This window comes from Candidatus Binatia bacterium (assembly GCA_023150935.1).
Taxonomy (GTDB): domain Bacteria; phylum Desulfobacterota; class Binatia; order HRBIN30; family HRBIN30; genus JAKLJW01.
Window position 1 is genome coordinate 1 of record JAKLJW010000049.1, and the last position, 22766, is coordinate 22766.

The following is a 22766-nucleotide window of genomic DNA, read 5'->3' on the forward strand; positions in this document are numbered from 1 at the left end:
AAGACATCGGCTACTCAGGGCGATCGGGTCATCGAGAAGGCGCTCGGGACGAACGGCGGGGCACAGCCGCTCCATGGCCTGAAGATGTCTTCGCACCGTGCGCGCAAACGCGGAAATCGCAAATCGGCACCTGCCGCCCGCGAGTCTGTGAGCTTTCCTCCGGGCCTCGGACATCGGGCGTCTGGCTTCAGGAGAAACCGAGGGACCCCGGACCCGAGGCGTGAAACTCGAAGCCCGAGGTCGGTCTCTTCACGAACTCTGCGTTCCCTTTCTTCCCGATGGCGTCAACGACGGCGACGACCGCGCGGCGCAGGCCGACGCTGCTGCGGGCTTCGCCGCAGGGCCTCCGCGACGAAGCACATCGCTCCGGCCAGGTCGCGAATCGGCGATGCACTCACGTTGGTCGCGCTCCGGACGTGCACGTGGTGCGGATGACTGGGAAGGTCGGGCCAGGGCCCGGAGTTGTCCCACCGCCGGCGCAGCCTTCCCTCGCTGGTCTGCCAATGGTACGCGTACTTCCGGGTCCCATCGCGAAAGAGGTAGTCACGCACGTGTACCACCGACCCATCGCGAAGCGCGATCGATGCACGTAACTCGTGGGCTGCCTCGAGGTAGCGAAATCGTTCGATGGTGACTTCGTGAATGACGTCGGCGTGCTGCGCAAGAATCTCATACAGCACGGCGGAGTTCCTCAACGCGAGGCGCCCAGTACTCCATCCCCTCGTGCGCAAAGCGCCACGCCATCAGGTCTTCCTCCGCTTCGAAGCGCTCGTGTCCGCACTCCTTCTTGAGGCGACGCTCGAATGCGTCGAGCGACATCCGGTACTTCTTTTCGAAACGGGCACACTCCTCGCGGAACTGCGCGAGCTGCGTAGCCGCCGTCAACAGAGTGAATTCCCTGAGCGCGGCGTCGGCGGAGGGGAACCCGAGTTGGCGGAGCAGGCGAGCCTTGCGCTTCGGATGCATAGTACGCTCCGTACCCTGCTATCCCCAGGCCTGCAAGCCGCGCCCGGGCACAGCGCAGGCGGTTTGGCAGCGATCGGATCGGCGTTGGAATCGGAAGTCGGTATCGGGATTGCGAGCGACTTCCTGAGTCGCGCCGCCGCTGGCGCAAGGCGGAAGCCCCCACTCACCTTCGCCACAGCCAGAGCAGAACGCTGAGCACGATACTGAGGACGATGCACGTTACGATCGGGAAGTAGAAGGTTACGCGATCGCTCCTGTACACGATGTCGCCCGGCAGGCGGCCCAGCCACGGGATCCTGGGGCCGAGCAGCAGCACTGCCCCGGCGATGACGAGAATAATGCCGAAGAAGATGAGAGTGCGGCCGAGGTCGGACATGAGCCGGGGGGCGTTTGGCAATCGGTTGAGCAGTCCGTACTGACCTGACCCTTATCGGTCGCGCTTGTCGAACAACCCTCCCTGGGCACTCGGGGTTGGCTGTGGTGTGCGTCCGAAGTGCGCGTACGCCCGCTGCGTGGCCATGCGTCCTTTCGGCGTGCGGTGCAGGTAACCTTCCTGGATGAGAAACGGTTCGTAGACGTCCTCGATGGTGTCGCGCTCTTCGCCGATGGCGGCGGCGAGGGTTACGACCCCGACCGGCCCGCCGCCGAACTTATCAATGATGGCGAGGAGGAGACTGCGGTCCATCTTGTCGAACCCGCGCCGGTCGACTTCGAGCATGTCCAGCGCCTCGTCGGCGACCGCGGCCGAGATTGCGCCGCTCGCCCGTACCTGTGCGTAGTCGCGAACGCGGCGGAGCAGGCGGTTGGCGATGCGCGGCGTGCCGCGCGAGCGACGCGCAATCTCGATAGCCCCGCTCTCTTCGATGGGAACCGCCAGGATGCCGGCCGATCGGGCAATGACGGTGGCCAATTCCTCGGGGGTGTAGAAGTCGAGCCGGAAGTCGACGCCGAAGCGATCCCGCAGCGGCGAGGTCAGCAGACCCTTGCGGGTTGTCGCGCCGATCAAGGTAAACGGCTTCAGGTCGAGCTTGATCGAGCGTGCCGAGGGGCCCTGTCCGAGCAGGACGTCGATCTGGAAGTCCTCCATGGCCGGGTAGAGGATCTCTTCGACGACGCGGCTGAGCCGGTGGATCTCGTCGATGAACAGCACGTCGCCGCGTTCGAGGTTGGTCAGCAGGGCGGCGAGGTCGCCCGGTCTTTCGATGATCGGTCCGGCCGTGCACCGGATGTTGACGCCCATTTCGCGGGCAATGATGTAGGCCAGCGACGTCTTGCCGAGGCCGGGGGGACCGTGCAGGAGCAGGTGATCGATGCACTCGCCGCGCTGCCGTGCCGCTTCGATGGCGATGCGCAGGTTCCTCTTGACGTTTTCCTGGCCGACGTACTCTTCCAGCGACGGCGGACGCAGTGTCCTGTCGAGAGTAGCGTCCTCGTCGGTTTCCGCGGCGCCCACCAGGCGGGTTTCGTCGATCATGCGGTTACCCGTTTGAGTGCGGTGCGAATGATCGCTTCGAGGTCACTCGCGCCCGTTGCCGCGGCGGTCCGGACCGCGCGTTCGGCGTCCGGGCGCTTATAGCCGAGGTTGACGAGGGCGGAGACGGCCTCGGCCTCGACCCCGGTGACCAGCGTGCTGGCGGACGGGCCTCGTCCGCCGCGGGCTGCGGCGACCTTGTCCCGCAGCTCGACGACGAGGCGCTCGGCGGTCTTCTTGCCGACGCCCGGGATGGCCACCAGCCGGTTGAGGTTCCCGCTTTCGAGCGCCGCTTCCAGTTCCTCCGCGGCGGTGCCGGACAGGATGTTGAGGGCGAGCCGCGGTCCGATGCCCGAGACGCCGAGGAGAAGCAGGAAGAGGTCGCGCTCGACGCGATCGAGGAATCCGAAGAGCTGGAGGGTATCCTCGCGGACGTGGGTGTGGATGAGGAGCTGCACCGGGTGGCCCGGTTCGGGTAGGCGGCAGAAGGTGTTCAGGGAAACGAACACCTGATACCCGACGCCGTGCACGTCGACGACGAGGTACTCGGGGCTCTTGTGGGCAAGGGTGCCGGCGAGCAGCGCAATCATGGGCGGATGCGACGACTGTATTCGGCGGCGCGGCGAGTGTCGACTCGATTTCTTGCCGAGCGTGTGGCGGCACTCCGAGATACGGCGGCGTCGCGAGCGGTGGCGCTGGAGATATGCGCCGCGAAACGGGAAGTGTGCAGGTGGCAGATCGCCGCCGCCAGCGCGTCGGCCTCGTCGGAGGGAATGGCCGCGGAAAGTCCGAGCAGGCGGCCGACCATGACCTGCATCTGATCTTTGGCGGCGCGGCCCTGACCGGCGACGGCAACCTTGATCTCCGCCGGGCTGTATTCGCTGACGGGGACGCCGGCCCGGGCGGCGGCGACGAGGATCGCGCCGCGGGCCTCGCCGAGCCGGAACGCGCTCTGCACGTTCTCTCCCACGAAGGTTTTTTCGAGGCTGATGCACGCCGGTCGGTAGGTGGCGAGTACGTCCGCGGCTCCGTCAAAGATACGGGCCAGACGTTCGGGCAGGCTTCCGGCGGCGCGCACGACACCGCCGGCGACGAATCGTAATTGTGTCCCGGCATCGTCGACCACACCCCAACCCGTAGCGACCGTGCCTGGATCGAGTCCGAGCACCCTCATCCGCCTCCCCTCCGTCGTCCGGCTCCACACTGGCCGGTGCACTAAGCACTCCGTTGCAGTAATCCGGCGACGTATTCCGTTCGCCCCGAGTAGCGCCATCTGTCCGGCGGCGTATCGAGGGGCGGGGTCGCAAAGCCGCTCACCAGGCTGGCCCCTCGATACGCCCCTGAGAAAACGGGGCTACTCGGGGCGAACGGAAAGCGTCGTACGGAATACGTCGCCGTAATTGTGCCCATCACCACTAAGCGCTCAAGCGTTCGATGTCCTCCTGCAAGAAGTCGGCGTTAGAGGCAACGCTCTGGACGTCGTCGTGATCGTCGAGTTCCTGCAGTAACCGCATGGTTTGCTCGGCTTCGCGGCCGGTGAGGCTCGTGGTGTTGTCGGGCAGCAGCGCCACCTCCGCGTGGGCCATTGGGACGCCGCCGCGGGCAATGGCGGCTTTGACGGATTCGAAGGCTTCCGGGGCAGTGAGCACATCGAAGCCGTCGGCGGTGGCGTTGACGTCCTCCGCTCCGGCGTCGAGGGCGACTTCCATGAGCCGGTCCTCGTCGACGTTGCCGGGTTCGACGGCGATCACGCCGCGCTTCTTGAACATCCAGGCCACGCATCCCGCGGTGCCCATACTGCCGCCGCGTTTTTCGAAGAGCCGCCGGATTTCGGAGACGGTGCGATTGCGGTTGTCGGTCAGTGCATTGACGAGGACCGCGGCGCCCCCGGCGCTGTAGCCCTCGTAAGTGACCTCCTCGTAGTTGGCGCCTTCGACCTCGCCCGTGCCTTTCTTGATGGCACGTTCGATGTTGTCGTTCGGCATGCTTGCCTCGCGCGCGGTCAGTACCGCCGTGCGCAGGCGCGGATTGCCGTTGATGTCGCTGCCGCCAAGTCTTGCGGCGACGGTGATTTCCTTGATGAGCTTGGAGAAGAGCTTACCGCGTTTGGCGTCCTTGGCGGCCTTCTTGTGTTTGATGGAACTCCACTTTGAATGGCCGGACATACCGCCTCCGGGGATGGATCCAGGGGTGTCAGAGCGTTAGCACGGGCTGTTGGGGGAGTAAACCGCGGAGGGCGGATTGCCGGAAGCGGGAGTTGGGATATCGGGCGGCAACGCTGCGACACCTCGACAACCCGAACACCCCGGTAATCGGTCAGTCCGCCAGGACGAGGAGAGGACGCAGATGCCACAGATGCCATCCACCACGATTCCCCTGGGTGCCGGCGGCCATGGCCGCGAGTTCCCCGCCCTCGACCCCGCCGTCCGTGACGTCATCATGGACCGCTTCAACAAGGACAACCGCTTCTTCCCGGGACATCTCGGGGTCCGGGTTGTCGAGGCGAGGCGCGGTTACGCGCGGCTCGAAGTCGAGAACCGCCAGGAGTTGATGCAACCCGCGGGCGTGATGCACGGTGGTGCCAGCTTCGGCCTGGCCGACACGGCGGTCGCGGCGGCCCTGGCCAGTTTGTACGAAGCGGGGACGCTGCTGCTGACCATCGAGATGAAGATCAACTATCTGGAGCCGATTCCTGCCGGTTTGGTGGTAGCCGAGGCGTATGTCTTGCGCGCCAGCCGCCGCAGCGCGTACGCCGAGGTGGATATCTGGGCAGAGGGCAAACTCGCCGCGCGTGCGAGCACGACGTATATGATTAAGGGGTCTTGAGGGTCCTGGGGTCCTGGGGTCCTGGGGTCTTGAGGTCCTGGGGTCCTGGGGTCCTGGGGTCTTGAGGTCCTGGGGTCCTGGGGTCCTGAGGGCCTGGGGTCCTGAGGGCCTGTACGCCTGAGCCCGGCGGCCCGACTAATCCAGCCTGCGGACGCACAACCTCACCCCAAGACCCCAAGACCCCAAGACCTCAAGACCTCAAGACCTCAAGACCCCAAGACCCCAAACATCTCCACGTCAACCATCTCGCAGATCGCGTGACCTATTAGGATGTGGGTTTCCTGAATGCGCGCGGTATCGGTCGTGGTCGTTACGGAAAGGACGATATCGGCCAGTTCTGCCAATCGGCCGCCCGGTCCGCCGGTGAGACCGATCACGCGGATCCCGAGATCGCGGCAGGCGGTGGCGGCGGCCACGACGTTGGCGGCCTGACCGCTGGTGGAAATGGCGATGGCGACGTCCCCGCGAGTGCCGAGGGCCTGGACCTGTTTTGCGAAGACGTATTCGTATCCGTAGTCGTTGGCGATACTGGTCAGGGCTGACGTATCGGTGGTCAGCGCAAGGGCGGGCAGCGGCCGCCGTTCGAGTTTGAATCGGTTCACGAACTCGGCGGCGATGTGCTGGGCGTCGGCGGCACTGCCGCCGTTGCCGAACAGCAGCAGCTTGCGGCCATCGCGCAATGCCGTAGCGATCAGTTCGATCGCGGCGATCAGCTTATCGCGGTGATCCCGCAGAAACCCCTGCTTGGCGGCGATACTGGCTGCGAAGATATCTTCGATTGCACGGCGCACGTGGTTCTTCTTACGAGACCTGGAAGCGAAGTCCAAGCCCTCCCGCACCGCGAGACGGTTTCAGTTCGCCGACCGGCTGCGCTTGCTCTTGCCCTTGGCGACGACAATCGGCTTGCCGGTCGTCTTACGCGACGTCTGGACCGAGCGTTTCGAGGCATGGGCACGGGTCCGGGATGGGCGTGCGATTTTACCGGCGCTGCGCGAGCGTTTGGCTGCGATTGCCGTTCTGGCGGAGCGGTTCTTGCCGGCGCTGCTGCGGCTGCGGACCGCACGTTCCTGCAGGTCGAGCATGGCGCGCTGGCGCTGAAGGGCAGCGCGGGCTTCGAGTTCGTCCGCGTACGCGGCGTAAGCGACCTTGAAGCTTTCCTTGGCGCCCTTCGGCAGGCGGACCCGATAACCGTCGGGGGGCGTTACGCCACGGTGCAGGGCGGGGTTCAGTTCCTTGATTTCCTCCGGCGAGGAATCGATCAGGCTGGCCACCGTCGACAGCGATACCGACCCGTCGACTTCGACCACGTCGTACGCGATCGGCTCGGCCAGCGGGCGATCGAACTCGTAATCTTCCGGCCGCTCGGCGATCTGCAGGGCGGCGAGGAACTTCGGTACGTAGTCGCTGGTTTCGCGGCAGAGGTAGCCGCGTTCGCTCATCTCCCAGAAATCCTCGGCATCGCCGCGGGAGAGAATGCCGCTGATCCGGTTCTCGCCGGTATTGTACCCGGCAAGGGCGAGGTGCCAGTCTCCGAACATGCCGTACAGATCGCGCAGGTAGCGGGCTGCGGCATGAGTCGATTTGATCGGGTCGCGTCTTTCGTCGACGTACCGGTCGATGCGCAGGCCGTAACGGCGGCCCGTGCCGGGAATGAACTGCCAGGGTCCTACCGCACCGGCTGGCGAGCGAGCACTGTTCTTGAAGCCGCTTTCGATGAGCGGAAGGTAGACCAGTTCCTCAGGTACGCCCTCCTGGGCGAGTATCGACGACATGCGCGGCACGTATCGTCCGCTACGCGACAGGGCGATGCTGAACGATTCACGCCATCTGGTCTGGAACTGGGTCAGGAAACCGTCGACCCGGGGATGTTGGAAATCGAACGCCTGGTCGCCGGCTCCCGGCAGACTGCGCACGCCCCCGGCTCCGGCGGATGACGGGGGGTACAGCGGCCTCAGGGCCCCCCACTGGCCATCGCGTTGCGCCCAGGAGTACGGGTTCGGTGCCGCCGGTTGTTGCTTCGCCGCGCATCCGGCGATGCCGGATATTGCGAGAGCCGCGACGAGCGTTGCGAAGTTCTTCGACCTCATGTGGTCCTCCCACGTTCCAGTGATGCCGTTGCCCGGGTGGGGAAGAGCCAAAGGCGCCCTCGGGCAACATTGTTGACGTTCTACACGCGAGTTCTCCCTGATGGAGTGATCCGCATTTCCACGGTTTGCCTGGGTTGGGTAGCAGGTGCACTACCTGAGCTCTGCCGTATCCGCCGCCACATCCGAACGCCCATACATCATTCAATACGGCCCCGCTGCGGTACCTGCGCCGGCGCCAATAAAGCTACCTCTCCCCAGCCCGGTCGGGATGGGGAAAGCGCACGCACCTTTCCGAGCCTCGGAGGGTGTACCACAGCCCCCCCCGCCTTGTAAAACCTATGTTGCAAAAAATCGCCGCGCGGCGTGCCGGGAAACCCCGACTCTCGAGACTGTCGATAAACGGCCAAACCCGGCTTCGACAAGCTCAGTCTGTGCTACTGGTTCGCGAGTTCGCCGCATGGTGCGAAGAATTCCGGAATGCGGATTTCGGATTGCGGACGACGGATTCATGAGTTCCGCAATCCGCATTCCGCAATGGGTTGCGGGCGAAGCCCGCGCTGAGCGGTGGTGGGATTGATTTCACTGGGTTTTCCCCGCTCACCCTGAACTACTATCGCCGCAAGTCTGCGTACGGCGCGAAGAAATCTTCAGGCCACGGAGCGGCAGTGCCTTCCCGTTCGTCCCGAGTAGCGCCTTCTTCTGGCGCGTATCGAGGGACAGGCGCGGCAGGGGCGCGCCCCTCGATACGGAGCCCGGGGGAAGGGCTCCTACTCGGGGCGAACGGGCTGGTTGTTCGCTTTGGGTTGCGGGCGGTAGCCCGCGCTGAACTACTATCGCCGAAAGTCTTGCCGTGGTGCGCAGAATTCAGATGGGGAGGGCGAGGCTCTCGCCGAGCCGTCGTCAGACCGTTGCGGCTCGGCCGGCGCCTCGCCCTCCCAGAGGCATTGCTGGTCAGGCGATGGGTTGCGGGCGCCAGCCCGCGCTGAACTCGTCGAAGGGTGAACGGGAGTTTATCGACAGTCTCGAAAGCCGGAATCCGGTTGGGGTGTTTCCACCTCTGGACCCCAGCCTGCGCCGGGGTGACGAGTTCGCGTCCCGGTTCTGGGTTGCGAGCGGCAGCCCGTGCCGGGCGGAACACGAAGAAGCCGCCGTGATCTTCCTTGACCAGCTCAGCCGACCGCATCAAATCCCTTTCCGCGACTGAAGAGACGCGCGACCGGACCAACCCCCCTCCCAGCTCTCCGCTGCCCGCTCCCAATCACCCGTCCTCATCCGGTCAGCCGGGCCAGTTGTTCCTCGGCGTGCTTGGCTTTGGCGGGCAGGCGGCTCATGCGCGTGTACGCGGCGCGCGCGGCGGCAACGTCGCCGTCGCGTTCGCACAGGCCCGCGAGAGCCTCGAGCGCGTCGGCATCTTCGGTGAGGTATTTTCGCCGGCGGAACTCGGCGGCCTCCTGGTACGCGCGGCGGGCCTCGCCGACGCGTCCGGCGGCTTCGTGGACCTGGCCGATGTGCAGCAAGGTGACGTGACGGCCGCCGTGATCCTTGAGGAGCGCGCTCTTGTACATCTTGAGGGCGCGGTCGTGTTGGCCGCGCCGCGCCGCGCAATCGCCGAGCAGGCGCCAGACGTAGGGTTTGCGATGATGAGCGCGGACGTGCAGCTCGATCCACTGGGCGGCGTCGTCGACGCGGTCCTGCCGCAGGGCGATGTCGGCCAGCAGCGCGAACACGAAGTCGCGGTCGCCGCGGTGTGGAGCGTCTACCGCGAGGCGCAGGGCGCGTTCGGCGTCGGCGAGTTGGTTCTGAGCGACGAGCACCTTGGCGGCAAGGAAGAACTTGAACACCGGTGCGACGTGGTGTTTTTCGCCGTCGAGGCGGATACAGCGGAACACGGCGCGGCGGGCCTCGGTGTAGCGGCCGAGGCGGTACTGCGAGCGGGCCAGACCGTAGAAGGCGCGCACGTACTTGCCGAAGTGGCGGTGCGCGGGGTTGCGGTCGGCGGCGGGAAGGGTTTCGAAGAGGCGCAGCACCTCGCGGAACTCGCGCACGGCGACGACGTCCTTCTGGGTAAGGATACTGGCGTGGTAGACGGCGAGCCGATAGCGGTCCGGCAAGGAGTCGGAGCGCAGGCGCAGGGCCTCGCCGACCCATCGTTCGAACGCCTTGCGGTAGGGTTCGGGGTCATCGAGGCGCGGCTTGCGGATCTTGTGTTGCATGAGCGCGTCGTAATGGATGTAGGCGAGCGAGCTGGCCGTGCGATGTACCGGTTCGAGTTCCCACGCGCGCAAGAGGACGTCGCGGGCTTCGATGCAGCGATGGAGCTGGGAGAGGGCGAAGGCGACCTCGTCGGCGAGGCCGAGCCATTCGCGGCCCCAGCCGGCGGGCAAGTGTGTGGCAAGACCGGCGATAGCGGTCCAATCGTTACGCCGCTTCAGGTCCGCGGCGAGCTGGCGCAGCTCCGCCGGGGAGCGCGGCAGTGCGGTATCCTTGAGGGGCTCGGTCATGGTCGCCGCGGCGTTCCGGGAGAGACCGGATCGCACGTGCGGTGACGCTACCGCGGCGGTTCTGGAGGGCTCAACGGGGTCGGCGCAGACGGCAATATTGGCGTTTCAGGGTGGGGCGACGAAGAACGCGCGGCCCACGCTCGACGTTGACCACAGTCACGGCCCAACGCGCTGAGCCCGAGGGCCCAGAAATGGTCGGGATGCGTTTCGTCCGGCCGCAGAACGTAGCACGGATCGGCAAACACAGTCGACGCTTCTTCGAACGACACGCCGTGTCTTGCCTTGTTCGCGGTAGCCTTGTCGGCATCCCACTCGAAATCTCCGTAGACGACGGTCGCCATGGCCCGGGCTTCGACGCATTACCACGGGAGGCGCGGGAACTCAGGGCGATGAACCGTCGAGGGTAGGAATGCGAGCGTCAGGTCCAGCATGCGAGCTGCGCGTTCCTTACCCATCGGCTGGATGCCGTGCGCGAGTATGGAGTCGTTTCGAGCCCCCTGCAGTTGGCTGACCTCCTCGTACCGTGCAACGAACTCTTTCCCGACCGCGTCGTCAACGGCGGCCAGCGCGCGGTACGTGGCTTCGAGCGGCAATTTCAACAAGCCCTTGTCGGCAGCCGCGTATCGCGAGACGTATTCGGCGCGCACTCTCTCGGGTAGAACAGTGGGCGGTACCTTGTTCGTCGGGTGGGCAAATTCGGCTTCGAAAGCAATCTGGCCACGCATCTCGATGGCCCGGTACAGGCGTGCGACCGCGTCGTCGTACTTGCGCTCGGCAAGGCGGCGTTCGGCATTAGCTACGAGATCCCCGACCAGCGGCATGCGGAGGTTGTGGAACCCGTTCGTGTCGCGGTCCAGCGACTCGAGAAACCTGACGTTCTCCGCTGCCTGCGAGAGTACATTCGAATACTCGCCGGCTTGCGCCGCACGAACCAGCTCCTCCAGCCGATGCCGGCCCTTGCCCAGTTCACGCCGAGCAGTGCGGTGGTCGAAACGATCCCAGGCTGCATAACCAACCAGGAGATCTCGAACCGCGTCGAGCAGGGCACGGTGGGGCTCCTGCAGCTTGGGGAGCAGATCGCCCATCATCACCGCCGCTGCATCATACTGGTGCGAGTTGAAGTGCTGTGCGATGCGACGCTTCTCTTCAACCGCAAACAGCTCCAGGGGATTACGGTCTATGCGCCGTCGTTCGCTTCCAGACTCGACTACCCCGAGGCCATCCTTGGTGCGGCGGTCGCCGCCTACATACGAGAACCGCACGCCGTATGCGGCGGCTGCCATAGCTACGGCAGCGCTCATGACCTTGGTTCCACCAGTGTAGTCGATCAGCATCTCGGACTCCGGGAATCCTTGCCGGCGCACGCGCTCGATGCACGCCAGAGCCTTGCGGTAGCATTCAACGAGATCTTCCGCGGAGTCTACGATCTCCTTTTCGTCCTTGAACGCCCCGCCGGTGCTGACTTTCACCGCGTCCTTGATCTTCGCGATCTCGTCTACGCTACGGTGAGAAGCAAGGAAACAGACGAATTCCGGCTTCTCTTCTCCGAGGGTAACCGCCAGCGGCTCCGCGGAACCACCAACCGAGACGATCATTGCGCGCGCCATCTCTCCTCCTTGCCAATCATCCTCGGTTGCGCGGCCGCCATCCCCAACCGATAGCGGCCGAAGCCGAGCGCGGTGCCTTTGCCGACCTGCACCTGCTCGCCGAAGCGGAGTAGCGGCCAGAGGGTGCGGAGTGCGGGGCCGCGCCAGTGTACGCTGCCCATGAGACCGGGCCAGGACATGCGTTGGCGTTGGCGGGCCGAGTAGCGGGTGACATGGACCCGCCGCAGTTCGGCGGCGGCGACGGCGATGCCGGTGGCCAGGCGTTCGCACTCGGCTTCGTCGACGGCGGGCGTTCCCGATCCGAACAGGACGCTCAGCGCGTTGGCACGGCGCGCCAGGGTGGCGATGAAGACGGGGGGCGGTACGGTGTCGATCAGCTTGCCGTCGCGCTTGAGGCGCAGCGGGGTGATGAATTCGATGACCGCGGCCTGCGGCGGTTCCTCGGCGCCGGCGCTGCCCGCCGGAGCGACGATTGGCGCTTCGTACGTATCGGTGGCGCCGTCGTAGACGACGTGCGAGCCGTCGGCGGTGGTGACGCGAGCGAGGCGCAGCGCGGGGCGCGCCATGCGCTCGGCGGGGTCAGCGGGTTCCTCGGCCGGCAAGCCGAGGCCGCGGCGGGCGAGGCGTTGGAGGGCGACGACGACGATGGGCAGCTCGTCGATGGCGCGGCCGACCAGCGTGAGACGCACGGGGATCTCGGCGTCGGCATCGAGGCGGACGGGATGCCCGGAGGGGCGGGTCCAGCCGGGTTCGGGGCCGACGACGAGGGGGCGCGGTGCCTGGTCGCGGATGCCGGCGGCGAGAAGGGTGTCGTCGGCAGGAGCCGGGGTGTCGAAGAGCAGCGGGTAGGCGCAGCGGGCGAGGAGCGGGCACCCGGCACAGGTCGGACGGCGGGGAAAGACGCAGACGGTTCGGTAGACGGCGCGGCTCAGCGCACCATGCACGGCAGAGCCGAGGAATGGCGGGAGGCGCTGGGGGGAGCAAGTGATGAAGGTGGTAACTAACGAGAGGGCTGACGGCATTTCGAGACACGACACCACGGGCACGACGGCGACCGTCCCACCGGCGGGCTCAGGCGGCATGCAGCTCCCGACCTTCCCGAAGGGCGGCGCTGACGAACGATCCGACCGCGTCGCACAGCGCGTCCACGTCTTCGGGTGTCATGACGATCACGTCAACCGGAACGCCGATCCCGAAAAGGGCGCGGTGGATCTCCTGCGCGAGCTGGCGGCGGTGCGGCACGCCGGCCTTGACGACGAGAACGTCGAGATCGCTGTCCGGGCCAACCGTCCCTCGCGCCGCCGAGCCGAAAAGGATGATGCGATCCGGGTGTGCGACGGCCACGATGCGTCGCACAAGCTCGGACACTGCTGCAGGCTCCCTGTCGTGCATCTGGGATCTCGTCATGGGAACGCTCTCAGCGTATCTGGACCGGTTGCCCGTTGCACGAGCGCAGGTAGTCGTCGACTCGACTCCATTCCGGCGGCGGGTTGCGGTGTGACCCGTGCGGACGAATGGCACTCTCGATGGAACTCGAACGCATGAGCGTCTGAACGGCAACGAATCTGCCATCCAGCAGTGTCTCGAGGTGAATCCACAGCGGCGATGCGTGCCGTACGCCAGAGCCGGTGATTTTCGGTTCTCCGGATCTTGGTTTCATGTAAGGAAGGCCCAACAGGGCGCTCTTGAACCCGCGGAGGCCGCGCATCACCTCCGCTCGGGCCGCCTCCTCGTCCTTCGACTCCTTCAGTGCCACGACCTGGATCTGGCTGTCGTCCGCCGAGCTCGCCCGCAGCATCGAAAAGGGTGGCCGGGCACTTCCCAGCCCCCCGTGCGATGCAAGGCCCCTACGAATCGCCCGACGAGCGGTCGACACTCCCTCCTCCAGGTGCTTCCGGAGCGCTTCGACACTCTGGTGTGACTCGGCAAGCGGCAGCCCTGGCCTATTTGGTTCCAGCCCCTTCAAGGCAACGCTCCCGGCGCCGCGGCGAGAACGCTGCCCGAAGCCTCCGAGATGCACGGCGAGCCACAACGCAGCCACGGCGGCGTCGACTTCCTCGACCGCCATGGTCGGGTGGCTCGGGAACACCTCCACCCGGAACTCCTGTCCGGCCTTCATCGCGTTGCTCGGCGACGGGTGATCCAATCCTTTTCCATCCCTTGGATGATGAGGCAGGAGATTTCTGGCCGCAGACGCAAGCCGATCACACCCGCTCGCGCGGAACACGATGCCTTTGCCGAAGACCGTGGAGCCAAAGATCCGACCCTCGCGACAGTGGATACACTCGCAGGAATCGGATCCATCGCACTTGTACTGTACCGCGTCGCCGATCGCCGCGCGCCACCAGTATCGCGCCGCGCTCTTGATTGCCCCCGCGCGCACCTCGGCGGCCTTACCTGGCCCGTGCAGGAACATGGCCGTCGTAAGCTTGAGCGTGGCGATCACCTTCGTCGGCATGACTTACGCGCCCCCTCTTCACACCCGGCCCAGGATTTGGAGCAAGCGATGCTTCTTGGCCTGTTGTTTATCGGACAGTTTTCCGGTCCACTTTCCGACGCGTTTGTATGCGTCGATCAAGGGCGCGGCGAGCTGTTTCTGATCTTCATCGGACAGCTTCGGCAACTCGTTTCTGTAAATGGCGTCAATTCGTGTCACATCGCAATCCCGCAGATCTTCGATGGCTCGATCGAGCTCCGACATGGTCGCGAGCCGGGCCTGTCGCGCTTCCTCCGCTGCGCAACGTGCGACCTCCTCCCGAGCCTTCCGGGCCTCCGCCGCGGCTTTGACACGTTGCGCCTCGCGCTCCGCTTCAGCTTTCTGATCGCGCCGGAGCCGGCCGTACCCTATCGCCGTCTTCGCCCCGAAGCCGAGCCAGTCGCCGGCGTAGTCGCACGCGGCTTCGACAAGGCCGCGCCACGCGGTCGCCAACGATTCAGGGAGTAGGGGACTCGTTCGAAGCCGCACATGAAGCCGAACCTTCGACGCGGGAGGCACCGCCAGGAAGAAGATCGGATTCGGGTTGTCGTCGTCGGACGGCAAGCCTCTTCCCTCGTAGTATCGTCCGAAATGCGGGTTCATAATGTCGATCCGGAGGCGCCCACCGGCCGGATCGAGGTAGGCGTCCCAGAATTCCAGCGCACCAGCACTGTGCATATCTCCCAGCGCGTCCGACTGCGGTAGGCGTTCGAGAGCTTCCCTAACGTCACGGGTGCGGGAACACTCCAACACAGCAGGGGCCGAGGATAACCGGAGAAAGCCTTCGGCAAGGGCAATGGTCGCGCCGTCCAACCTTTCCCTGTAGGCGGCGCGCCACTTCCCGCGCTCCGCACGTACGGCCGCGGAGTCGTTTCGCTCGTCCCGACACAAGTACGCACTGTGCTGATCAAAGCCGAAAAGCCACCACACGGCCGGCACGCTCCAACCGCAAGGATCGTCCGCGAACAGCGCCAACTCCTCCGCTGCTCGGCGGAGGACGCCCTTGAGGGAACTCCCCGGCAGGTAGGGCAGGCCATACGGGTCCATAAAGGCGAATCCGTTTTCGAGGGGATGCTCCATTCCCATGCCGGTTACGAACGGACCATCCGTCAGATAGTCCAAAGACAGCATTCGTTCGCCCGCAATCGCCGCGAGGGCGTCCTGCCGTGACGCCAGTCCCCGCAGCCCGTTCAGGGTCGCCGGTCGCAGCTCAGAGGCACTGGCCAGTGCCCTATCCCGCTCCTGGGCAACGAGATCCCACGCCTCCGTCCAGCCACCGAAGTACAACCGAAACCGATGGCCCGGAGGAGCCTCGTCGAAGTTGCCGCCCACGTATGCCGGCACCGCAACCCGCACCGTCACTTCCCTTTCGGCACCGCAATCGTCGCGGCCCGTGCTGCGGCGAACTGCCGGATCCAGCGGAGGATCTCCAGGGCCTCCTCTGTCGCGCGCATGTACTGCTCGCTGCCTGTCGAATGCAGGTACTTCATCGCCTTACTGAAATCGGTGTCGAAGGTCTGCCCAGCCCGGGTCGACAGCCATTCCAGGACGTGCCTCATGAGATTCTCGTGGTGGCCGCCCTTTGACTGGAAGAACGCCAACGTCTGCATGAGGCCGTTCGACATGATCAACGCCGGCGCGCCCTTCGCCAACTTTACGTACCTATCGTCCGGCCGCTCGCCGACTTTCTGCCATGCGTAGGCGGCGCGCGTCTGATCGAGGCTCTTCAGTTCCGGCATCGCTCACTCCTTCATCGCCAACCGCAGCAGTACGTGTCCGCGGCCGGTCGTGGCATCGCCACCGACCTGCAGCAACCGACCGTCGAAACCGGGCGATTCGTTGTCCCCGGTGCCTCCACGAACTCGCCGCAAGATCTCCCCCGCTGGCATGCCCGGCTGCGCCGTACCGTTCCTGGACCCGACGCGCTCACGCGACGCCATCAAAAGGCTGACAAGCAGGGTCTCCGGGGGCAGGTTCTCGGTATAGAAGAGACCGCCCTCGTCGGCCGTTCCGGATTCGTCCGCGATGCGTACGTGCGGCTCTACGACGGTCGCGTTGTGCACGAAGTAGTTGAAGTTGTCGTCAGTGAGCAGCACCGTGTCCGCGCCAATCTTGTCGCGGAAGTACTCGCTCCCCACGCCGGCCGCGATCGCATTCTCTTTCAGCCACGCGCCGATCTTTCGTACCGCGTCCGTGTGCTGAGTCGCCGGTTGGAACTCGAACGTCTCCAGTACCAGGTTACCTGAACCGGGAGTCCTGAGTTGTTCATTGACGAGCGCGCATTGGCTACCGCTGAGGGTGGGTATCGAGTCCGCTACGGGATTGTCCAATCCGGCCAACTCGATCAGCCGCCGCAGCCGACCGAGCGCCGTGGGACACGTCGCATATACGTACGACCGTCGCAGACTTCGCACCGGGAACAGCACGAGCTGCGCATCGCCGACGCTCACTGCACCCGCGTGATCAGACGCATCGCCGGTGTCCGGATCGGGACCGAAGATCCGTTCGACCAGACCCTCCCGACCGCCCCAGAGCGCATTGGCCTCGTGCCGCAGCGCTCCCTTCAAGCCCGATCCCGCAATCATCGGATGCCCCGTATGACGCTCGCGCTGGATCGGGTTGTCGATCGCACCGATCGCCGTCCCCGCCCCCATGTGCACCGGACTGATCGCGTAGAGAAACATCGCTGCCTTACTCTCAAACATCGCGCTCACCCTCGCTCAGAGTCGTCCATCCCAATCGCCGAACCATACACTGTTGAATCCCTCGGGCCGTCGTGCACGCCACGCCATGTCGGGTTCCGTCTCGGCGTCCCACCAGCCGTCCGCCACGAGCTGCACCAGCTCGTCGGTCGAGCCCGCAAGGCGCTCGAACCAGTACACCGCTCCCGCGGGCACCGTCCGCAGTGCGGCCTTGGGCGCATGCCGTACGAGGTCCCAGCCACTGACCACCTCTGCCCGGCCGGTCGCCGCGGCTACGAGCCGCGCCCGTAAACCGCCGACCTGCAACACCAGACCATCGCCGGTCTCTTCGACCCGCGGCGGCAACCACCCGCGCCGAAAGATCCCGGGCGTTGCCAGCACGATGCGGAAACCGTCCCCGCGAGGTAGGTATCCCCACGGCGTCCAGTGCTGCGCCTGCGGCGCCCACCGCGACACCACCGCACCTCTGCCGTCCCCACCGAGACGGACGAGCCCATCGCGAGGCAACCGATCGCCCCCACCCCGGCAGGCCACCAGGAACGCCGCCTCCGGCGCCAGCGATACCGCGTCGGCGGCATAGAGCTTCCCGGGGCGGGTGGTGCGCCGGCCCGTGTCCAGCGCTATCCCCACACGCGCGTCTACCTTCCAGAGGTCGCTGGCTTCGAGCGCGGCACCCGAAGGAACGGGTTCGCCCTTCAGATGGGCGGCGAAGCCGTCCGCCGTCAACCATACGTCGGCCCTCGACTTGCCCGGCTCCGCACACCGCAGTACGGGCACGCCGGGAAGCGGGAAGCTGCCGCTCACACCGACCTCGGTAAGCCGCACGGGTTGGAGGGCGTGCAACGCTATCCTTTCCTTGCGCGCTCCGGTCCCGCCCGGCGCATCGGCTCCCTCACCGGTCGCCTCCATTGCCACCAGATCCGCCGGACAGGGGAAGCAGGGCACGTCTACTGACCGACCCATTTCACCCTGCCGGCGGAGGATCATCGCCGTTCCAGCAAGACGGAACGTTCCCGGTTCGGTTGGCGATCGACCGACCGCCGCGCGCACACCCTCATCCCTCACGTTGCCGCGCGAGAAGTCCGCGAACTCGACGCCGCCGTCGACCAGCATACGGGTGCGCAGGGCCCCCGAAAACAGCGAGGGCCAGGGCGGCATGACTGCCTCTCCGCTGCCGGTTTCGCCAAACAGACGATTCCCGCGCAGGTGCAAAATGTCGAGCGGTCGCACGGTCAGGAAATCCATGGCTCCCTACTCTCCGCCGCGCTCGGCTCGCGCCAGAAACTCCGCCACGCCGATCAGCTCTCGCAGGAAATCCGGCGCCGACGCCGCCCGCCCACTCTCGAACTCAACCACCGCCATGCCGGCGAGGTCGGCCGCCAGTTCGTCGATGTCCTTGACCGGCGTCTCCTTCTCCTTCCTTTGCCGCCGCATCTGGTAGGAAAGGTTGGTACGCAGCAAGCCTATGAAGTCATCCCTGTGCATAGGCGGCTCGGTCCGCCCCGGCCCCGGCGGCAATTCCGCCAGCCATGACGACATGTGATACGCGGCTCGGCGCGAAAGCCGAGCGTTGAGAACTCGGGACAGTCGAAGAAGCGCGCCGATCGGCGTCTGTGGGGCCGCAACACCCGCTTCGGACACGCGCCATCGGCTGGTGAAATGGGTCGTGCCGCCCGAGCGTTTCGCCAGCGCAATGGAGAAAGCGTCTCGTCCCCCCTTCTTCTTGGCACGTCGCTCGGCGGCCCGGAGTTCGCGCAGTACTTTTCCGAGAGGCGCCATGTGGTGCGCGACCACGGCACCGATGGACGCGGTGGCGTTCTTGCCCATCATGCGCAACAACTGGCGGTCCTGAGTCTGGAGCTGCACGTACCCGCGACGGATTCGGATGTCCTTGACGATCTCGGACCGAAGCAGGCCCCGGAACGCCGCCTCATCGTCGTTCGGTACCACCCCCGAGTAGGCGCACCGCAACGCCAGCATTGCCGGCAAGAGATCGTCCACGCTGACCATCGCGAGCAAGTCGTCGCCGCCGGCGTAAATGACCTTGCCGAGAAAGACGTCTTCTACAATGAAACGCGCCACGGTCCCCGAAAACCCGTTCAGCGCTCGCGAGATCGCCGTATGATACGCGGGAGACGGCGGTGCCGGGGTCTGAAGGTACCCTTCTAGATCCGCGGACCGCGTGGCCATCGCCGCCGCTTGTTGCCGAACCGACGGATGCCAGATGGACTCGTATGTCGGCCGCCTGCAATCCCCGCTACCGGACAGCCACGCCCCCATTCGATCGCCATCCATCAGGAGCAGGGCGTAGTATGCCTCGGCCTTCCACTGCCCGCGCTCCCCGCGTACCGCTTCCAGAACACTCGCAAGACACCGGTCTATGAGGTGGCGCTTCTTCTCGGCCTCGTCGCGTACCGCATCCTCGCCGTCGCGCGCGCGGTCACGCAGGTCGTCGAGCACCGCCGGCAGCCGTCGAACTACGTCCACGATTGCCGCCGGCTTTCGATGGAGGTCGATCGCCAGTCGGCGAGGCAATGCTACCCGGCCGCCCCCTCCATCGTCTTCGCCGACAAGTACTTCCTGAAGCCGCTTGAAGGCGTCGCTCCCGATCGCTCGCCCCGAATTCGCGACGATCTCAGCCAGCGTGCTCGCCAGTGCCATGGTATGAGTAGAAACCACGTAGCGCTGCACGCCATCGAGATCGTCGACCGTGTCGCGTACCTCCCGGCAGAAAAGCATTGGCCAGACGCGCTTCAGCGTGCACACCGCACAGAGGTGTTCCCGACCCCGCACCCAGCCGACCCGGTTCCTCCCGGCTCTCCCCCACACGCTGTCTTCCGCGGCACTGCCTCTCGCACGAGACAGATGATCCCTATCGACGGTCAACCACTCTCGCTCTCCGCAAAGGGAGCAGCGATACCCGACCTGCGGCGATTGCAGGAATGTGCGGGTCGACTTGGCCGCCGCCGCCGTACGATCGAGGAGATCGAAGAGGGCCGGATAGAGGACGCCCGGGAAAGGCTCGTAGAAAGTCGTCCGTTCGACAGCAAGCGCTCGCGACAGCAACCGCCACGCCTCGCTCCCGAGGAACCCGGGGGGCGTCGAGGAATCCGGGTAGAAGACGTCGAGTGCCCGCGCGAGCTGGCGAACGTCACCCTTACCGACACGACCGTCGGCGCCAACGCTCACGAGCGACCAGGGCACGGCGGCCCAGTGGATCTCCGGAAAGCCCGCCAGTTGCCCGTCGATCTGATCTAGGCCGGGCGCGCCCGACGCGGCATCGAGGCCGGCCGCCTCCAGCAAAGCCGCCCACGCGCTTTCTGCCCGGTCTCGAACCCACTTGCGGACGCCGGAACGTAACCGTTCGACGAGCCCGTCGACCTCCTCGGCGGAGACCACCGCCACGAAGCGGTTGGGCAGGGTGGCTGCAAACAGCGGATGAGCATCGGATCGCGGGCCGTCGGACGGAACCTCAACGCCCTCATGCTTGAGCCACAGGTCCACCAACGGAACCCCGTGGAGGTCGGGAAACAGAATTGCGTCGGGTCCACACGATTCGCACACGACCCGCATCGCTTCCCAGGCCATGCGGGAGAGGAGATGGGATCCCGCCCACAAATCGGATGTGCTGCGGCCCTGTGCAATGAACGACTGCACGGGGCCAAGACTCACCGACAGGAGTACCGGTCCGCCGCCGTGCATCGCACCTGCCAGCGCGGACACCAGCCGGAGGTGCTCCCAGATCGAGTGATCGGGGATGCGAGTGTCGGCGGGAAGGACCGTCCACAACGCTCCCAGCTCTGGAGCCGGCAGGGTGGGCCCTCGCCTCCACAGGCTGAGGAAGCTCCGCCGCCAATCGGTCTCTCCCGACGCCGTGCGACAAATCAGGTCCCGCAGGTGATCCAGAGACACCGCTTTGAGCGCATCGATCTCGACATCCTCCAGCGAACCCAACTCGAACCGTTCGCCGGAAAGGGGGTGTATCAACACCGGAGAGCTCGCAAAGCGCACTTGCGCCCAGGACGCATAGCGGTGGTCCTTTTCATCTCGAGGGAACTGCGGTCGATCCGCCGCGGATGCCCACCAATCCGCCCGGCGCACTATGTCGCTCTCCTCGCGTGTAATCCCGGCCTCGCCGAAGGCTGCGCGCGCCAGCACCGCAACCGTGCCCCCTTCGTGGCCGGCAGGGTCGCGAAACAGCACCAGTGCCTTCTCCGCGGGATCGTGCAGCCATGCACCGACCTTGACTCGCCAACGATCGCCTTCCACCACTGCCGTCTACCTCAGCCCTGGTTGCGCGGTCACGAGCCTGCCCCTCACCCGCACTCCCGTACCCGCCGTTGTACTTCCGCGATCATTCGTTCGATGCCTGCGATCGTTTCTGCCTGCCAGCCCCAGGTGGTCTCGTGGCGCTTGCGCTCCTCGGCCTGCAACGCACGCAACTCGTCGAGCGCGAACAGGATAACGTCGAGATGTGCGGCAACCGCTTCCGCGCGCGGCCCATCTTCGTCGGCCTCCACTATCGATTGGCCCCCCGACACGGCGTTCCCCCACAGTGACGCGCGGTCCCTTACACCAATTTCGTCCCCCGCTCCAGCGGTCTCTGACCCCACCGCCGACCCGGTCCCTCGCCCCGCGACCCCGGCCGCCGCCGAAGACGCGCCGCCCGCATCGTCGCTCCGGCCCCCACAGGTTGGACAGCACCCCTCCCTTTGCACCATTGCGCCGGCCCTACCGACCCGTATCCCTCCGCACAACCCCCGCTCGTCACCCGGCAACGTTGGCGCCAAAGTTGCCGTCAACGATCCGGATACTTTCGGGATCCAGACCTAACCCGTAGGCGCGCTCGGTGCGCGGCCCGATCGCCCGGATCCGGTACGGCCGACTCGCACCCCGCAACTCCCGCTCGATCGCCGCGTTGATCTTGCGCACCTCCGGCCGGAAATTGCGCGCGTCCCACATCCCGCCGACACCGATGCTACTGCGCCGCTGCAGCGTCTCCCGTAACGCCTGCCGCACCGGCCCCCCGATCTCCACCGCCGGCACGAAACATCGGGCACACCCCGAACAGCCGGTCCGGCCGCAACCGTCGCGACGCCTCGCCGCCAACAGCTCGTAAATGGCCAGCCGCAGCGGCGACAGACGCACCAGACGGTCCGCACACAACACCATCCCCCGGCCCGCATCCACCACCACTTGCGGCACCGCCAGGGCGTCGAGATCGTCCTGCAAATCGTTTACGAGCTGCGAGAAAGTCGCGTTGTGCAGCTCCGTCCCGCCACGCAAACCGCGCAACCGCGGAAACGGCAGCTCGGCAAGCTCGATGCGCACCGCACCGGCGCCGATCCTCACCGCCGGGCCATCGCCGCGCCGGTGGATCGCGTATCCGCTCCGCCGCCGCGGCGGAAAGAAGAAGTCGGTCCCCTCCAGATCCGACGGATGTACCAGCACGTGCGACAGACGATCCGCCCGCCGGCCGTGCACCATCATCGCCGCCGCCAACAAGTAGCCCATGGTCTTTCGTCCCCCAGCGATGGATGCGTGCAGGGGCGGGCAACCGTCGCGCGTCAGATCCGCAACTCGCCGGGCAATCTGGTCGGCGGCGGCAACGCTGTCGTCGGCACTGCGAAGGTCGGCAAGTGGCCGCCCGCGGGCATCCTGCAACACCTGGACGGCACGCGCCGAAAAACGAAAACGCCGCGCCCCCGGGTACTCGCGCCGCAACCGCCCCCAGGCACCGCCACGGGCCAACACCTGCGCGCGCAAGGCGTCGCGACCGACAGTCGTCGTCAGAACGTGCACGTCAGTCGCACCACCCCCTTTCGACAGCAACGCGAATACCGTCTCGGTCACAATCTGGGGGCTGCCCCCGACGACGAACAGGAGATTCCGGTCGGCCATCGGTCACCGGCGCGATATGACAGTCCTCGGGCCCGGTCAACCGGCGGGCTTGGCTTCGACATCCACCACGTATCGTCACGGGCGGTCGGCCGCGCGGCCGCAGGTCCGGACCCCGGACCTGCGGCCCCCTGCGGAGCGGCTCCCGGGAGGTCCCCAGGCCATGAAGATCAACCGGAGGCCGGGCTGCCCCGGCTGGCGGGCACCGCGCACTCCGGCTAGGGTCCGGCCG

Annotated in this window: 23 protein-coding genes; 1 reads left to right on the top strand and 22 read right to left on the bottom strand. The window is 66.1% G+C overall.

Going from position 1 to position 22766, the window contains the following annotated elements; all coding sequences use genetic code 11:
* Positions 1-284: 284 nt before the first annotated feature.
* The 7 genes from L6Q96_20025 to L6Q96_20055 all read right to left on the bottom strand — a co-directional run bounded on the left by L6Q96_20025 (position 285) and on the right by L6Q96_20055 (position 4602).
* Positions 285-680, bottom strand: coding sequence for a DUF6516 family protein (locus L6Q96_20025; protein ID MCK6556841.1), 396 nt, complete (start codon positions 678-680; stop codon positions 285-287).
* Complete coding sequence (locus L6Q96_20030) at positions 670-966, bottom strand: hypothetical protein (protein ID MCK6556842.1); 297 nt, start codon at positions 964-966, stop codon at positions 670-672. Before L6Q96_20030 ends, L6Q96_20025 begins: the two co-directional genes overlap by 11 nt.
* Positions 967-1129: 163 nt before the next feature.
* Positions 1130-1342 (bottom strand): DUF2905 domain-containing protein, encoded by a 213-nt coding sequence (locus L6Q96_20035; GenBank protein MCK6556843.1) that lies wholly within the window; start codon positions 1340-1342, stop codon positions 1130-1132.
* 51 nt (positions 1343-1393) lie between these two features.
* Positions 1394-2440, bottom strand: coding sequence for a Holliday junction branch migration DNA helicase RuvB (gene ruvB / locus L6Q96_20040; GenBank protein MCK6556844.1), 1047 nt, complete (start codon positions 2438-2440; stop codon positions 1394-1396).
* Entirely contained in the window at positions 2437-3027 is a 591-nt protein-coding gene (gene ruvA, locus L6Q96_20045) for a Holliday junction branch migration protein RuvA (protein ID MCK6556845.1), read from the bottom strand. Before ruvA ends, ruvB begins: the two co-directional genes overlap by 4 nt.
* Positions 3024-3611: a crossover junction endodeoxyribonuclease RuvC gene (gene ruvC / locus L6Q96_20050; protein ID MCK6556846.1), complete on the bottom strand. Its 588-nt coding sequence runs from the start codon at positions 3609-3611 to the stop codon at positions 3024-3026. The genes ruvA and ruvC overlap by 4 nt, the downstream gene beginning before the upstream one ends.
* A 241-nt stretch (positions 3612-3852) precedes the next feature.
* Positions 3853-4602 carry a YebC/PmpR family DNA-binding transcriptional regulator gene (locus L6Q96_20055; protein MCK6556847.1) on the bottom strand — a complete coding sequence of 250 codons (750 nt, stop codon included), beginning with the start codon at positions 4600-4602 and terminating at the stop codon, positions 3853-3855.
* A gap of 181 nt (positions 4603-4783) precedes the next feature.
* On the opposite strand from L6Q96_20055, the gene L6Q96_20060 reads away from it, so the two are divergent.
* On the top strand, positions 4784-5263 hold the full coding sequence (locus L6Q96_20060) for a PaaI family thioesterase (protein MCK6556848.1): 480 nt from the start codon (positions 4784-4786) through the stop codon (positions 5261-5263).
* 206 nt (positions 5264-5469) lie between these two features.
* Here the strand turns inward: L6Q96_20060 and L6Q96_20065 are convergent, their stop codons facing one another.
* From L6Q96_20065 to csm6, 15 genes are all read right to left on the bottom strand, one after another.
* The gene (locus tag L6Q96_20065) at positions 5470-6054 is read right to left on the bottom strand and encodes an SIS domain-containing protein (GenBank protein ID MCK6556849.1); all 585 of its coding nucleotides are present in this window, start codon (positions 6052-6054) and stop codon (positions 5470-5472) included.
* Positions 6055-6114: 60 nt separating this feature from the next.
* Complete coding sequence (locus L6Q96_20070) at positions 6115-7350, bottom strand: transglycosylase SLT domain-containing protein (GenBank protein MCK6556850.1); 1236 nt, start codon at positions 7348-7350, stop codon at positions 6115-6117.
* A gap of 1268 nt (positions 7351-8618) precedes the next feature.
* A complete protein-coding gene (locus L6Q96_20075) occupies positions 8619-9851 on the bottom strand; it encodes a tetratricopeptide repeat protein (protein MCK6556851.1) in 1233 nt (410 codons plus the stop codon).
* Positions 9852-9898: 47 nt separating this feature from the next.
* Positions 9899-10192 carry a BrnT family toxin gene (locus L6Q96_20080; GenBank protein ID MCK6556852.1) on the bottom strand — a complete coding sequence of 98 codons (294 nt, stop codon included), beginning with the start codon at positions 10190-10192 and terminating at the stop codon, positions 9899-9901.
* An 18-nt stretch (positions 10193-10210) separates the two neighbouring features.
* Entirely contained in the window at positions 10211-11458 is a 1248-nt protein-coding gene (locus L6Q96_20085; protein ID MCK6556853.1) for a TIGR02710 family CRISPR-associated CARF protein, read from the bottom strand.
* The gene (gene cas6 / locus L6Q96_20090; GenBank protein MCK6556854.1) at positions 11443-12540 is read right to left on the bottom strand and encodes a CRISPR system precrRNA processing endoribonuclease RAMP protein Cas6; all 1098 of its coding nucleotides are present in this window, start codon (positions 12538-12540) and stop codon (positions 11443-11445) included. Before cas6 ends, L6Q96_20085 begins: the two co-directional genes overlap by 16 nt.
* A complete protein-coding gene (locus tag L6Q96_20095) occupies positions 12530-12850 on the bottom strand; it encodes a nucleotidyltransferase domain-containing protein (GenBank protein MCK6556855.1) in 321 nt (106 codons plus the stop codon). The genes cas6 and L6Q96_20095 overlap by 11 nt, the downstream gene beginning before the upstream one ends.
* A 25-nt stretch (positions 12851-12875) precedes the next feature.
* Positions 12876-13916 carry a hypothetical protein gene (locus L6Q96_20100; GenBank protein ID MCK6556856.1) on the bottom strand — a complete coding sequence of 347 codons (1041 nt, stop codon included), beginning with the start codon at positions 13914-13916 and terminating at the stop codon, positions 12876-12878.
* 18 nt (positions 13917-13934) lie between these two features.
* Entirely contained in the window at positions 13935-15296 is a 1362-nt protein-coding gene (cmr6, locus tag L6Q96_20105) for a type III-B CRISPR module RAMP protein Cmr6 (protein ID MCK6556857.1), read from the bottom strand.
* On the bottom strand, positions 15293-15673 hold the full coding sequence (gene cmr5, locus L6Q96_20110; GenBank protein ID MCK6556858.1) for a type III-B CRISPR module-associated protein Cmr5: 381 nt from the start codon (positions 15671-15673) through the stop codon (positions 15293-15295). Before cmr5 ends, cmr6 begins: the two co-directional genes overlap by 4 nt.
* Positions 15674-15676: 3 nt before the next feature.
* The gene (gene cmr4, locus L6Q96_20115; GenBank protein ID MCK6556859.1) at positions 15677-16639 is read right to left on the bottom strand and encodes a type III-B CRISPR module RAMP protein Cmr4; all 963 of its coding nucleotides are present in this window, start codon (positions 16637-16639) and stop codon (positions 15677-15679) included.
* A gap of 15 nt (positions 16640-16654) precedes the next feature.
* The gene (locus tag L6Q96_20120) at positions 16655-17881 is read right to left on the bottom strand and encodes a type III-B CRISPR module-associated protein Cmr3 (GenBank protein MCK6556860.1); all 1227 of its coding nucleotides are present in this window, start codon (positions 17879-17881) and stop codon (positions 16655-16657) included.
* Positions 17882-17887: 6 nt separating this feature from the next.
* Positions 17888-20908 carry a type III-B CRISPR-associated protein Cas10/Cmr2 gene (gene cas10, locus L6Q96_20125; protein MCK6556861.1) on the bottom strand — a complete coding sequence of 1007 codons (3021 nt, stop codon included), beginning with the start codon at positions 20906-20908 and terminating at the stop codon, positions 17888-17890.
* 44 nt (positions 20909-20952) lie between these two features.
* Positions 20953-21177 carry a hypothetical protein gene (locus L6Q96_20130; protein ID MCK6556862.1) on the bottom strand — a complete coding sequence of 75 codons (225 nt, stop codon included), beginning with the start codon at positions 21175-21177 and terminating at the stop codon, positions 20953-20955.
* 226 nt (positions 21178-21403) lie between these two features.
* Positions 21404-22537: a CRISPR-associated ring nuclease Csm6 gene (gene csm6 / locus L6Q96_20135; protein ID MCK6556863.1), complete on the bottom strand. Its 1134-nt coding sequence runs from the start codon at positions 22535-22537 to the stop codon at positions 21404-21406.
* Positions 22538-22766 lie beyond the last annotated feature (229 nt).